A 14593-nucleotide genomic window follows, 5' to 3' on the forward strand; every position below is an offset into this window, starting at 1 on the left:
ATGTCGAAAGCACGCACTTCGCCCCTTCGCACAACATTCGTTCATGCGGCACTGATCATCTATATGCTTGTCGCCGTCTTTCCGGTGGCGCTGACGCTGATCAATTCCTTCAAGGACCGCAATGCGATTTTCCGCACGCCGCTGCAGTTTCCGACACCGGAAAGCTTTAGCCTCATCGGCTATGAAACGGTTCTGAAACAGGGCTCGTTCCTGACCTATTTCCAGAACAGCGCCATCGTTACGGTGGCGAGCATCTTCTTCGTCATCCTGTTTGGCGCTATGGCCGCCTTTGCGCTGTCGGAATATCGCTTCAAGGGCAACACGCTGATGGGGCTTTATCTGGCCATCGGCATCATGATCCCGATCCGTCTTGGTACGGTTGCATTGTTGCAGGGCATGGTCGCTGTGGGGCTGGTCAATAGTCTGACCTCGCTGATCCTCGTCTATACAGCCCAAGGCTTGCCACTTGCGATCTTCATCCTGTCCGAATTCATGCGAACCGTGTCCGACGATTTGAAAAATGCCGGGCGAATAGACGGCATGTCGGAATATGCGATCTTCTTTAAGCTGGTGCTGCCGCTGATCCGTCCCGCCATGGCAACGGTCGCCGTCTTCACCATGATCCCGATCTGGAACGATCTCTGGTTCCCGCTGATCCTCGCACCGAGCGAAGCCACCAAGACGGTGACATTGGGCTCGCAGCTGTTCATCGGCCAGTTCGTCACCAACTGGAATGCGGTTCTGTCGGCGCTTTCGCTGGCAATGTTCCCGATCCTCGTCCTCTACGTCATTTTCTCGCGGCAACTGATCCGCGGCATCACAGCCGGAGCTGTAAAATGAGTTCAGATACATCAAGCGCCCCGGCCCCAATCGCTCCGGTACGCGTGCTTTCGGCAGGTCTTGGCAATATGGGCCGCAGCCATGCGTTGGCCTATCATCGCAATCCGGGCTTTGAAGTCGTTGGTCTGGTCAACCGGACCAAGGTTGCGGTGCCAGACGAGCTGGCAGGCTATGAAATTCATCCATCTTTTCACGAGGCCATGGCCGAGCTGAAACCGGATATGGCCTGCATTGCCACTTATTCGGAAAGCCATGCCGATTATGCCGTGGCTGCGATGGAGCAGGGGGCGCATGTCTTTGTTGAAAAGCCGCTGGCAACGACCGTGGAAGACGCGCGCCGGGTCATCGATTGCGCACGGGCCAACGGACGCAAGCTCGTCATCGGCTATATCCTGCGCCATCATCCGTCCTGGATGCGGCTGATTTCTGAAGCGCGACAGCTCGGCGGTCCTTACGTTTTCCGTATGAACCTCAACCAGCAGTCAAGCGGCGCGACCTGGGAAACGCATAAGAACCTGATGAACACCACATCGCCGATTGTCGATTGCGGTGTGCATTATGTCGACGTCATGTGCCAGATCACTGATGCAAAGCCGGTGGAAGTGCGCGGCATGGGCCTGCGTCTTTCCAATGAAATCAAGCCGGATATGTATAATTACGGCCATCTGCAGGTGCTGTTCGATGACGGCACGATTGGCTGGTACGAAGCAGGCTGGGGTCCGATGATGTCCGAAACCGCCTTCTTCGTGAAGGATGTAATCTCGCCGAATGGCTGCGTTTCCATTGTCATGAACGAGGCTGTGACCAAATCTGACGACGTAGACGCGCACACCAAAACCTCGACCATTCGCATCCATCGCGCTGAACGCGGTGCGGAAGGAAAATTCCTGAAGCCGGATACGGATCTTTCCATGTCGGATGAGCCGGGCCATCAGGAATTGTGCGAACGCGAACAGGCTTACATGCTGAAAGCTATTCGCGAGGATATCGATCTCAACCGCCATATGGACGATGCGCTGCAATCGCTGCGTATCTGTCTCGCCGCTGACGAAAGCGTGCGTCTTGGCCAGCCGGTAAAACTGTAAGGGATTTTTGACTGTGGGATCGCTGCTACTCAAGTCGATAAACAAGAGCTACGGTTCGCAGGCTGTTCTGAAGGATATCAATCTGGAAGTTCGCGACGGCGAGTTCATCATTTTCGTGGGGCCTTCCGGTTGCGGTAAGTCCACGCTGCTGCGTTCGATTGCCGGTCTGGAAGATGTGTCTTCGGGTCAGGTGCTGATCAACGACAAGGATGTGACTGTGACGCCGCCGTCAAAGCGTGGCATTGCGATGGTGTTCCAGTCTTATGCGCTTTATCCGCATCTGACCGTGAAGGACAATATGGGCCTTGGTCTCAAACAGTCCGGTGCGCCGAAGGAACAGATTGAAAGCCGCGTTACACGCGCTTCGTCCATGCTGTCGCTTGATCCTTATCTGGCGAGACGTCCGGCGGAACTGTCGGGCGGCCAGCGCCAGCGCGTCGCCATCGGTCGCGCGCTTGTGCGTGACCCGGAACTGTTCCTGTTTGACGAGCCTTTGTCCAACCTCGACGCTGCCTTGCGCGTGCAGACGCGTCTTGAAATAGCCAAGCTGCATCGCGAGCTGAAGGCAACGATGATCTATGTCACCCATGATCAGGTGGAGGCAATGACGCTTGCCGACCGTATCGTGGTGCTGAATGCAGGCCGTATCGAACAGATCGGTTCGCCAATGGAGCTTTATAACAAGCCCGACAATCTGTTCGTGGCAGGCTTCATCGGTTCACCACAGATGAATTTCATCGACGCCGACCGTATCGGTGAAACGGGTGCGACGATCATCGGCATTCGCCCGGAACATCTTGGCGTCAGCCGCGAAAGCGGCAAATGGAAAGGCAAGGTCATCCACGCCGAACATCTTGGCGCCGATACCATCCTTTATGTCGAAACCGAGGGGGCAGGTCTCATCACTGTTCGCCTGTTCGGCGAGCACCATTACACGGAAGATGACATCATCTTCGTGTCGCCGGAAGCGGACAAGACACATCGCTTTGACGATGACGGCAAGGCCATCCGCTAAGCCATTCGACAGTTCGAAAAAATTGAACCGCGCTTGTTTCAAGCGCGGTTTTTTATGCTCGCCAGAATCAAGGTGGCCTCTGGAGACTTTTTCCGTTGGTTTTGCCATGACAGCGCGGTGGACAAAGTGCCTCATGCATCATTTGGGAATGCGCAATTCACGCGAAATAGTACCAGATAGTACTGACGTATTCGTCAACGGTGCGTAAGAATATTGCGTCCGTGGCAGGCTAAACATTCCATATCAAATCCCATATAAAACATGGAAATACACTTATTTCATTGACCTGTTGAAGCGACGTATTTTCGGGCCGGAGAACTGAACTGCAAGAACACCTCTCGAGGTCATGAAAAATAATCTTGCTTTATTTTGAGAGCCGTATCACCCTGAATGACAGTGAAATCGGAGGAGGAAAACCGGCTTCACGTCGCATGGGAGGAATGCGGTCAATCTGTGTTTGAAAGGCCATCCGGAAACCGGATTTTGATAAGGTCTATTCGCCGGAACCAAACAGAATTCCACCCGTTCGACATTCAGTGCCAGTTTTGCCAGGCTAGTTGCCTGGCCCATTGCGAGGTATGCCCGCATGAGCGACGATGTCGTACTATCCCTGCATGTTCCTGAGCCGGAATGGCGGCCCGGCGATGCGCCGGATTTCTCCCATGTCAAAATCCCTCGCGCGGGCAGTGTCAGAAGGCCGGAAATAGACGAAAAGCCGGAAGCGATGCGTGATCTCGCTTTCAGCATCATTCGTGTGTTGAACCGCGAAGGTGAGGCTGTCGGTCCCTGGGCCGGGACACTCACTGATGATGAGCTGAAAGACGGCCTGCGACACATGATGATCCTGCGGGCCTATGATGCGCGCATGATGATGGCGCAGCGTCAGGGCAAGACGTCGTTCTATATGCAGCATCTGGGCGAAGAGGCTGTGAGCTGCGCTTTCAGAAAGGCGCTGCGCAAGGGTGATATGAATTTCCCGACCTATCGGCAAGCGGGGCTGCTGATCGCTGATGATTATCCGCTTGTCACCATGATGAACCAGATTTTCTCTAACGAGCAGGACCCGCTGAAAGGCCGCCAGCTCCCGGTGATGTATTCCTCGAAAGAGCATGGCTTCTTCACGATTTCCGGCAACCTTGCGACGCAATATACGCAGGCTGTCGGTTGGGCGATGGCCTCTGCGATAAGCCACGATGCCAAGATCGCGGCTGCGTGGATCGGTGACGGCTCGACAGCCGAAAGCGACTTTCACGCCGCGCTCGTCTTCGCCTCGACGTACAAGGCGCCTGTGGTGATGAATATCGTCAACAACCAGTGGGCTATTTCGACATTCCAGGGCATTGCCCGTGGCGGTTCCGGCACTTTCGCGGCCCGTGGGCACGGCTTCGGCATTCCCTCGCTGCGCGTAGACGGCAATGATTATCTTGCCGTTCACGCCGTGGCGAAATGGGCGGTGGAGCGCGCACGGCGCAATCTCGGCCCCACAATCATTGAATATGTGACCTATCGCGCTGGCGGCCATTCCACTTCGGATGATCCTTCCGCCTATCGCCCCAAGGCGGAAAGCGATGCGTGGCCGCTTGGCGATCCGGTTTTGCGGCTCAAGAACTATCTGATCCTGCGCGGTGTCTGGTCGGAAGACCGCCACAAGCAGGCGGAAGCGGAAGTGATGGACCTTGTCGTCAGCGCGCAACGCGAGGCGGAAGCCATCGGCACCCTGCATGACGGGCGCAAGCCGTCCATGCGCGACATGTTTGAGGATGTTTACGCGGAAACGCCGCCGCATCTTGTTCGCCAGCGTCAGGAAGCGGGGTTCTGATCCATGACCAAGATGACTATGCCAAGAATGACAATGATCGAGGCGATCCAGAACGCCCACGACATTGCCATGGAGCGCGACAAGAATGTGGTCGTGTTCGGTGAGGATGTCGGTTATTTCGGCGGCGTGTTTCGCTGCACCGCCGGTTTGCAGAAGAAGTACGGCAAAGAGCGCTGCTTCGATGCGCCAATCAGCGAGCTTGGCATTGTTGGCACCGCAATCGGCATGGCCGCTTACGGCTTGCGCCCCTGCATTGAAGTGCAGTTCGCCGATTATGTCTATCCGGCCTATGACCAGATTGTCTCCGAAGCCGCCCGTCTGCGCTATCGCTCGGCAGGCGAGTTCACGTGCCCCATCGTGATCCGCATGCCATCCGGCGGCGGTATTTATGGCGGGCAGACGCACAGCCAAAGCCCGGAAGCACTTTTCACCCATGTGTCCGGCTTGAAAACGGTGATGCCATCCACGCCAGCGGATGCCAAGGGCTTGCTGCTTGCAGCGATAGAAGACCCCGATCCGGTGATCATGTTCGAGCCGAAACGGCTTTATAATGGCCCCTTCGACGGCCATCACGACAAGCCGGTCACGTCCTGGAAAAAGCACGATCTGGGCGAAGTGCCCGAAGGCTATTACACGGTTCCGCTCGGCAAGGCCGCTATTCGCCGTGAAGGCAGCGCCGTGACGGTTTTGGCCTATGGCACCATGGTGCATGTGGCGCTGGCCGCCGCGGAAGAAACAGGCGTCGATGCCGAGATTATCGATCTGCGCACGCTTTTACCGCTCGATACCGAAACCATCATGGCCTCGGTGCGCAAGACTGGTCGTTGCGTCATCGTGCATGAAGCAACGCTGACCTGCGGCTACGGTGCGGAACTTGCCGCGCTGGTGCAGCGCGATTGCTTCTATCACCTCGAAGCGCCAGTCATTCGCGTGACGGGTTGGGACACGCCTTACCCACATGCGCAGGAATGGGCCTATTTCCCCGGTCCTGATCGCGTCGGTCGCGCACTCGTGTCGATCATGGAAGCGTGAGGGGAGACAACATGGCTCATTTTACAATTAAACTCCCTGATGTTGGCGAAGGCGTTGCCGAGGCCGAGCTAGTCGAATGGCATGTGAAGGTTGGCGATATCATTCGCGAGGATGATCTTCTGGCTGCCGTCATGACCGACAAGGCGACGGTGGAAATCCCGTCGTCGCGCGCGGGCAAAGTCATCGCGATCAATGGCGAAGTCGGTGAAAAGATTGCCGTCGGTTCCGAACTGGTGCGGCTTGAAATCGGAGGCGATTCTGGCGCAACCGAGGAAGTAAAGGCGGAAGAGCCAGCGCATACACCGATAGCGGTTGAGGCTCCAACGACGAACGCGCCGGAAGTGCCGGTCTTGTTGCAAACACCCGTTCCGCCAAAGCCGGCAGCACCCAAGCGTGAAACCTCCGCTCGAGCTTTTGCGGGCGCTGGCCCCGTGCGGGCGGAAGGTGAAAAGCCTCTGGCCACGCCATCGGTCCGGTTGAGGGCGCGTGATGCGGGCGTTGATCTGCGGCGTGTTCGCGGAACCGGACCTGCCGGGCGCATCACGCATGAAGATCTGGACGCGTTTTTCGAGGCCGAAAGCGGTGCTGTTACGGCACTGTCGGGCTATACAGCCGACACATCCGTCAACGAGATCAAGGTGATCGGGCTTCGACGCAAGATCGCCGAGCGCATGGCGGAAGCCAAGCGCCACATTCCGCATATCACCATTGTCGAAGAAGTAGACGTCACTCAGCTTGAAGAGCTGCGCGCTGGCCTCAACAATGAGAAGAAGGAAGGGCGTCCGCGCCTGACGCTGCTGCCATTCGTTATCCGCGCCATCGTCAAAGCGGTGAAAGAACAGCCGGGCCTGAATGCCCATTTCGACGATGAAGCCGATATCATCCGCCAGTTCGGGGGAGTGCATGTGGGCATTGCCACGCAGACACCGAATGGCTTGATCGTCCCCGTGGTGCGTCACGCCGAAAGTATGACCGTCTTTGCCGCTGCTTCCGAGCTGTCGCGTGTGACGGATGCCGCCCGCAATGGAACGGCAAAGCGGGAAGAGCTGAGCGGTTCCACCATCACGATCACGTCGCTTGGGCCGCTTGGCGCGATTGCCACAACACCGATTATCAATCGGCCAGAAGTTGCGATTGTCGGCATCAACAAGATTGCCGTGCGCCCGATGTGGGACGGAACCCAGTTCGTGCCGCGCAAGATGATGAACCTTTCATGCAGCTTCGATCATCGGGTGATTGACGGTTGGGATGCGGCTGTCTTTGTGCAGAAGCTGAAAAGCCTCATCGAAACGCCTGCGATGATCTTTGTGGAAGGCTGAACTTATGAGTGAGATTAACTGCAAACTTCTGATCATCGGCGGTGGTCCCGGCGGCTATGTCTGCGGCATCCGGGCGGGACAGCTCGGCATTGATACCGTGCTTGTCGAGCGAAAGCGCCTCGGCGGCACCTGCCTCAATGTCGGTTGCATTCCATCGAAAGCACTGATCCATGCGGCGGATGAATTCCATCGCCTTACACATTTCGCATCGAAAGGCGCGCTTGGCATTACCGCGCAAAATCCGGCCATAGACTTTGTCAAAACACTTGAATGGAAAGACGGTATCGTCAATCGACTGAATAGTGGTGTGGCCGGGCTGTTGAAACGGTCGCGCGTGCGCATGTTTCAAGGGCAGGCGCGGTTCATGGACGGTAAGACCGTGCTGGTTGATACCGATACGGGCCGCCAGACCATTCATGCGGAGAACATCGTGATCGCCACCGGCTCCGTGCCGGTTGAAATTGAAGCGCTGCCCTTCGGCGGCAATATCATTTCGTCCACGGATGCTATGTCGCTGGGTTCGATACCAGAGAAACTGGCTGTCGTAGGCGGAGGTTATATCGGGCTCGAAATCGGCACGGCCTATGCGAAGCTCGGTTCCAAAGTCACTGTCGTAGAAGCGACCGACCGTATCCTGCCGCAATATGATGCAGAGCTGACACGGCCCGTCATGGCACGCCTGAAGGCGCTTGGCGTCGAGGTGCTGACCAGCACATCGGCCAAGGGCCTGACCGGCGACGGCAAGGCACTGGAAGTGCTGGCAGCAGATGGTTCAGTTAAGCGCATCGACGCTGATAAGGTGCTGGTGACGGTCGGACGCAAACCGCAGACTGATGGTTGGGGTTTGAGTGAAATCAGGCTCGATATGGATGGACGCTTCATTCGCATCGATGATCGCTGCCGCACATCAATGCGTGGTGTCTACGCGATTGGCGATGTCACCGGGGAACCGATGCTGGCGCATCGCGCGATGGCGCAAGGTGAAATGGTTGCCGAGATCATCGCAGGCGGCAAGCAAGCCTGGGACAAGCGCTGCATTCCGGCGGTCTGCTTCACCGATCCGGAAATCGTAACGGTAGGGCTGCTGCCCGACGAGGCGCGCAAGGCCGGTCACAACACGCAGATTGGCATTTTCCCTTTTCAGGCCAATGGCCGCGCCATGACAGTTGAACGGGAGGACGGCTTCATTCGCGTGGTGGCCCGTGCGGACAATCATGTCATTCTGGGCATTCAGGCAGTTGGTGTTGGTATTTCCGAACTGTCGTCAGCCTTTGCGCAAGCCGTCGAAATGGGCGCGCGTCTTGAGGATATTGCAGGGACAATCCATGCACATCCGACCTTGGGCGAGGGCTTTGCCGAGGCCAGCATGAAGGCGCTCGGTCACGCGCTGCATATCTAAGATCTGGATTTGCGCTCGTAACGCCAGACGAACACCGCAGCCCCGGCAACCATGGCTGCGAGCGCAAACCAGGTGATTGCATAGGACAGGTGGCTGTTGCGGAAGGAAACGACCGTCAGCCCGCCAACCGGCTGATTGCCGGGATTAGACTTGGCATCCGCATCGATAAAATAGGGTGCGACGGTGCCAAGGTTCTCTTTTGTGGCGAAAGCTGCAACGTCGCGAGAATTCCAGCTGTTTTTTGCCGGATCGTTTGGCCGGAGGAAGAACCCATCCGGCTCTGGCATGCGCAGAAGACCAGTCACAGTCGTTTCGCCAGCAATCTGGGTTTCCTGACGAGTTGATAGATCACGCTTGTCGCTCGGCACAAAACCGCGATTGATATAGGTCAGCGATCCATCAGTGGAGCGCAGCGGCGTCAGAACCCAATAGCCAGCGCCACGCTCTGTCAGCGCACGCACCAGCACTTCCTTATCGTTCAGATAGGTGCCGGTGATGGTCACGTGACGATATTCATCGTCCTTCTGATTGACATTGGCCCAATCGTCCTTGCCCGGCGCTGCGACGGGTTCAGCATGGACGCGAGCATCCACACGAGCGATGAGGTCTAGCTTCCATTGCAGGCGTTCGATCTGCCAGATGCCAAGGCCGACAAACAGCACGAAAAACAGGCTGGCCAGTACCGCCATGAAACCGAGAAAGAAACCGGACTTTTTCCTCTGATCGTTTCCGTCAGCTTCGGTGTTCATCGCACATTCCTGAATTTATTAATGCTGGAGCAATGCTCCCTCATAAACCAGTCATGTGAATTTAGAAAGTTTGGGCTGGATAAAATAACAGCGCCAGCAGGCCGGGGATGGCGTGTGGCGCTGATAGCAAACCGACATAATATTCAATTCATGACGCAAAATCAGGCAAGCTTGTGAATCTTGTGCCGACGATGCGAGTAGCCGCCCTTTGAACGGCGCAAAACATTGCAAACCTGTGTCTTATCTTCCGAGGGCTTCGGCATTTGCTCATGAATGCGATGCAGTATCTGCTGCGTAACTGTACGATCCTTGTCGGTAGGCCCGATGATAATGCTCTTCATCAACCATTCTCCCTGTTTTTTGGGCACAGAGTAGCATCCGGGGCTACCCCGGCCGGTCATCAAGAATGTACGAATAACCAAAGTATTAATCATAATTAACATATTGACAAGGACATTCTTGCAACAGCACTCAACTGCTTGAGATTGGCCGCAAAAAAGCCGAGTCGCTTTCGCAACCCGGCCTTTTAAGTAGTTATATCGATTAAATCAGTCGCGATTCCCGGTCAGGATTTCACGCTTGCCGACGTGGTTCGCCGGACCAACCAATCCTTCCTTCTCCATGCGCTCGACAAGCGATGCGGCGCGGTTGTATCCGATGCCGAGACGGCGCTGGATGTAGGAGGTGGAGCACTTCTTGTCGCGCAGCACCACCTTGACCGCCTGATCGTAGACGTCGTCACCATCTTCCGAGCCCATAGACGTCGCGTCGAAGACGGCGGCATCTGCGGTTTCTTCTTCGGCTTCCTCATCTTCCGTCACGGTTGCCAGATAATCCGGGCGGCCCTGTTCCTTCAGATGATTGACAACCTGTTCCACTTCCTCGTCCGAGACGAACGGTCCATGGACGCGGACGATGCGACCGCCACCGGCCATATGCAGCATGTCGCCCTGACCGAGCAGTTGTTCGGCGCCCATCTCACCCAGGATCGTGCGGCTGTCGATTTTCGACGTGACCTGGAAGGAAATGCGGGTCGGGAAGTTGGCCTTGATCGTGCCGGTGATAACATCGACGCTCGGACGCTGGGTTGCCATGATCAGGTGAATACCGGCGGCGCGTGCCATCTGCGCCAGACGCTGCACGGCTCCTTCGATATCCTTGCCTGCCACCATCATCAGGTCGGCCATCTCGTCAATGATGACCACGATGTAAGGCATTGGCGTCAGGTCGAGTTCTTCCTGAATATAGGTCGGCTCGCCGGTTTCCTTGTCGAAACCTGCCTGCACGGTGCACATGACGGTTTCGCCCTTGCCCTTGGCGGAAGCCGCGCGGGCATTGAAACCTTCGATATTGCGCACACCGAGCCGGGCCATCTTTCGATAGCGCTCTTCCATCTCGCGTACGGCCCATTTCAAGGCAACGACAGCCTTTTTCGGGTCGGTCACGACCGGGGTAAGCAGGTGCGGAATGCCGTCATAAATCGACAGTTCCAGCATCTTCGGATCGACCATGATCAGGCGGCATTCTTCCGGCTTGAACCGATAGAGCAGCGACAGGATCATGGTGTTGATCGCAACCGACTTGCCCGAACCCGTGGTGCCAGCCACCAGCAGGTGAGGCATCTTGGCAAGTTCAGCAATGATCGGTTCGCCACCGATGCCTTTGCCGAGGCAAAGCGGCAGGCGATAATTCGATGCTTCGAAGGTGCGGGAGTCAATCATCTCCCGCAGATAGACGGTCTCGCGATTTGCATTCGGCAGTTCGATACCGATGACATTGCGACCGGGCACGACGGCAACGCGGGCGGAAAGTGCCGACATGGAGCGAGCGATATCGTCCGCAAGACCGATGACACGCGAGGACTTCACACCCGGAGCAGGCTCGAACTCATAGAGCGTGACGACCGGACCGGGACGCACATGGATGATTTCGCCGCGCACGCCAAAATCTTCCAACACGCTTTCCAGCAGACCTGCACTGCGCTCCAGCATTTCCTGCGTGATGACATTGCCATCAAGCGCAGGCGGCATCTGCAGGAGATCGCGCGGCGGGAATTCATATTCGCCATGGATCACCGGCGCTTCTGCACGGGGGAGGGGTTGAGGCTGATAGAGAGCGATCGACGGAGCAGCTTTTGCCGGAGCGGGAGTTGCAACGACAGGGGCAGGCACTTCGATTTCTGCAGCGCTGTGCTCTTCGGCTTCCACTACGGCAAGCACGACATCGTCTTCAGTCGCTTCACCGGAAACTTCGGCAACCTCCGCAATCTGTGGCGCAGCTTCAACCTTCTTCGGTGCGATTGCCTTGGCCTTCGCCACCAGCGCAATGGCTGGAGCAACGGGAGCAACGGCGACAGGTTCTGGTGTTGCAATGGGCTGAGGAGCCGGAACTTCAGCCACTGGCTGCGGCGCTACGACTGCAACGGGTGTTTCTTCCGGCTGGCTGTTCCATTCACGAATGCGGAACTGCGCCAGAATGGATTCAACAGTCGGTGCGGGCTTTTTGGAAGCGGCAGGCACTGCGGCAACAACCGGCATAGTCGGAGCAAGACTCGCCTCGACGTCGCAACCTTCCCAGAACGCGAAGTCTGAAATATAGGCGAGCGCAGAAGTCGTAACCTCTGCTGCCGGCGCAACAACTGTCTGCACGACCACTGGCTCGGGCACAACATGAACGACCGGCGTCGCAATCGCAGCAGGCATGACGGGCAGGGCAGGCGGTACCGGAACGACTGGCGGCTGCACCATGCCGAGCGAAACGCTCTGCTGGAGTGCAGCGACCGCCATTGGCTGGGCTTCAGCCACCTTCTCCACAATGGCTTCCGGCGCTTCCACAACAGGCTGAACCTGTGGACGTGCATTAACGTCCGGCAAATCCTCGCCGCGACGGCGCATCAGTTCCACTTCCGGCGTACGGGTGAAACGGACATTTTCGCCCAAGGAAAAATGGATTTTCCAGGCACCGTCATCTGTCGGATTATGCGCATCCGACGGGCTACGCTGGGGCTTTGGGTCCGAAGCGTTCTCTGTACGATTTCCGTTGGAATGGGGGAAATTTTCTCTCAAATTACGCATGATACCTGAACCATAGATACTGTCGCCTGAATGAGCCCAAGTAATAAAAAATGAAGGTTAACAACCCCCTTCATAATTTCGCCTCTAGCCAGAAAATTCTGACAGGTACCGTTCGCCCGTTTGCCAGTTTGGGCTCGGTTTCTTCTCGATTATGCTCGCATATAGTCAAGTTTATTCAGAATGTTATATGCTATTTATGATCCAATTTATTAGCATTAGTATGGCGCGCATTGGTTGTTGAATTTTATTATTCTCTTAAAGAGTGCAGCCCGGAAATCCGATATTCATCGGGTACATCAGTCACGGGCCAGCGCCACGACGGGATCGAGTCGGGAGGCGTTGCGGGCAGGCATGAAGCCGAAGCCGATGCCTATGACGCTTGAGCAAAGCAGCGCTATCACGATGGACGCTGGCGAGTAGATGAGCTGAAACTTCGTGCTGAATTGCGCAAACAGCAGGCCGAATCCGCCTGCGACCAGCACCCCCAACACACCACCGATCAAACAGACGAGTACGGATTCGATGAGAAACTGTTGCAGGATATCGCTCTGTCGCGCGCCAACGGCCATGCGCACGCCGATCTCGTTGATTCTTTCGGAAACCGCAACCAGCATGATGTTCATCACGCCGATTCCTCCGACGAACAGCGAAATACCGGCGATGCTCGCAACGAGCAGGGCCAGCATGTTTGTCGTCGCTTCTATGGTCTTTTGCAATGTATCAGTGTTGAAGATGAAGAAGTCCTTCTGACCGTGGCGTCGGGTCAGAAATGCGGTCACCATCTTTTCGGCTACCGCTGGATCCATCGTATCGCGAATGCGGACGGCTATCGATTGCAGGGAGCGTGAGCCAGTCATGCGCGTTTGCACTGTCGTATAGGGCAAAAAGAGATCGAGCCTGCTTGCGCTCGCCATACCTTGCTCATCCGCTTTGATGACGCCAACAATACGCACGGGGATCTGCTTCAAAAACAAGATTCTGCCGACGACATATCCATTTTCGTTCGGGAACAGGCCCTTCTTGGTGTTTGCATCAATCACGGCATCCTGCGCGAGATTATCGACGCTCTTTCTGTCAAAGAAATGCCCCTCGACCAGTTTGCTCTTAACCGCGGTGAAATATTGCTCGCTTACGCCGTTGACCGTAATACTGACTTCCTTGTTGCCGACATGAACCGTTCCGGTTGTGGAACTTTCGGGCGTTGCGGCGACGACATAGGGCAGTTTGGCCAGTGCGTTTGAATCGTCGATGGTCAGCGTGGTCACAAGAGTGGCCTTCAGGTCACCAAAGCCGGTTCCTGGTCCGATATAGAGCGTGTTCGTGCCAAGGGTGCTGATCTGTTCGAGAATGCGCTGTTGCGAGCCTTGCCCAAGCGCTGTGACGCAGACAACCGATGCCGTTCCAATGATGATCCCCAGCATAGTAAGGAATGTCCGCATGCGGTGCGCATTCATGGAGCGCAACGCCATTGCGAAAGCCTCTTTAAAGCGATCGCGCATATTACTGAATAATTGTACCTTTTCCCCTTTTGAGGGAACCGGAATATGGGCGTTTTCGATGTCTGCGCTGTCATCACGAGAGGCATCGGCTATGATTTCGCCGTCGCGGATTTCGATGATGCGATTTGCCCGTGCCGCCACGGCGCGATCATGTGTGACAATGATGATCGTGCGGCCTTCGCGGTTCAGTTCCTGAAGAATGCCGAGCACTTCTTCGCCGCTGTGACTGTCAAGCGCACCGGTCGGCTCGTCGGCAAGAATGACATCGGCATCGTTGATGAGCGCGCGCGCTATCGAAACACGCTGCTGCTGGCCGCCGGACAGCTGGTTGGGGCGATGGTGTGTGCGTCCACCCATGCCAAGCCGTTGTAAAATATCAAACGCTCGTTTGCGTCGCACGTCACGCGCTTGTCCGGCATAAGTGGCAGGTATTTCCACATTGCCGACGGCGTCCAGCTCGTTCATCAAATGATAACGCTGGAAGATAAAGCCGAAATGCTCGCGCCGCAGTTGCGCCAGTTCATCTGCCGAGAGTTCGGCGGTCGAACGTCCTGAAATCAGATACTGCCCCTCCGATGGACGATCCAGGCAACCCAGAATATTCATCAGCGTGGACTTGCCGGAACCGGATGCACCAACAATCGCCACCATTTCGCCGCGCTGAATGGTGAGGTCGACATTGCGCAGGACCGTGGTGAAGTCATCACCGGATGGATAGTGACGTGACACAGATTTCAACAGGATCAGCGGCGTATCGCTCAT

Annotated in this window: 11 protein-coding genes; 7 read left to right on the top strand and 4 right to left on the bottom strand. The window is 56.4% G+C overall.

The window, feature by feature from the left end; genetic code table 11:
• From FGI60_RS21705 to lpdA, 7 genes are all read left to right on the top strand, one after another.
• Positions 1–840: a carbohydrate ABC transporter permease gene (locus FGI60_RS21705; protein WP_078337000.1), complete on the top strand. Its 840-nt coding sequence runs from the start codon at positions 1–3 to the stop codon at positions 838–840.
• On the top strand, positions 837–1925 hold the full coding sequence (locus tag FGI60_RS21710) for a Gfo/Idh/MocA family protein (protein WP_138786939.1): 1089 nt from the start codon (positions 837–839) through the stop codon (positions 1923–1925). Before FGI60_RS21705 ends, FGI60_RS21710 begins: the two co-directional genes overlap by 4 nt.
• Positions 1926–1938: 13 nt before the next feature.
• On the top strand, positions 1939–2940 hold the full coding sequence (locus FGI60_RS21715; protein WP_138786940.1) for an ABC transporter ATP-binding protein: 1002 nt from the start codon (positions 1939–1941) through the stop codon (positions 2938–2940).
• A 586-nt stretch (positions 2941–3526) separates the two neighbouring features.
• Entirely contained in the window at positions 3527–4759 is a 1233-nt protein-coding gene (locus FGI60_RS21720) for a 3-methyl-2-oxobutanoate dehydrogenase (2-methylpropanoyl-transferring) subunit alpha (protein ID WP_138786941.1), read from the top strand.
• An 18-nt stretch (positions 4760–4777) separates the two neighbouring features.
• Complete coding sequence (locus FGI60_RS21725) at positions 4778–5791, top strand: alpha-ketoacid dehydrogenase subunit beta (RefSeq protein WP_109367989.1); 1014 nt, start codon at positions 4778–4780, stop codon at positions 5789–5791.
• 11 nt (positions 5792–5802) lie between these two features.
• A complete protein-coding gene (locus FGI60_RS21730; protein ID WP_138786942.1) occupies positions 5803–7110 on the top strand; it encodes a dihydrolipoamide acetyltransferase family protein in 1308 nt (435 codons plus the stop codon).
• 4 nt (positions 7111–7114) lie between these two features.
• A complete protein-coding gene (lpdA, locus tag FGI60_RS21735) occupies positions 7115–8509 on the top strand; it encodes a dihydrolipoyl dehydrogenase (protein WP_138786943.1) in 1395 nt (464 codons plus the stop codon).
• On the opposite strand, the gene FGI60_RS21740 is transcribed toward lpdA, so the two are convergent.
• The 4 genes from FGI60_RS21740 to FGI60_RS21755 form a co-directional block, all read right to left on the bottom strand.
• Positions 8506–9198, bottom strand: coding sequence for an SURF1 family protein (locus tag FGI60_RS21740; protein WP_138786971.1), 693 nt, complete (start codon positions 9196–9198; stop codon positions 8506–8508). The genes lpdA and FGI60_RS21740 overlap by 4 nt on opposite strands.
• Before the next feature lie 221 nt (positions 9199–9419).
• Positions 9420–9599: a hypothetical protein gene (locus FGI60_RS21745; RefSeq protein ID WP_078336994.1), complete on the bottom strand. Its 180-nt coding sequence runs from the start codon at positions 9597–9599 to the stop codon at positions 9420–9422.
• A 207-nt stretch (positions 9600–9806) separates the two neighbouring features.
• Complete coding sequence (locus tag FGI60_RS21750) at positions 9807–12332, bottom strand: DNA translocase FtsK (RefSeq protein ID WP_138786944.1); 2526 nt, start codon at positions 12330–12332, stop codon at positions 9807–9809.
• A 296-nt stretch (positions 12333–12628) separates the two neighbouring features.
• Positions 12629–14593 carry a MacB family efflux pump subunit gene (locus tag FGI60_RS21755; RefSeq protein WP_138786945.1) on the bottom strand — a complete coding sequence of 655 codons (1965 nt, stop codon included), beginning with the start codon at positions 14591–14593 and terminating at the stop codon, positions 12629–12631.

It is taken from the genome of Brucella haematophila, assembly GCF_005938105.1.
Lineage (GTDB): Bacteria > Pseudomonadota > Alphaproteobacteria > Rhizobiales > Rhizobiaceae > Brucella > Brucella haematophila.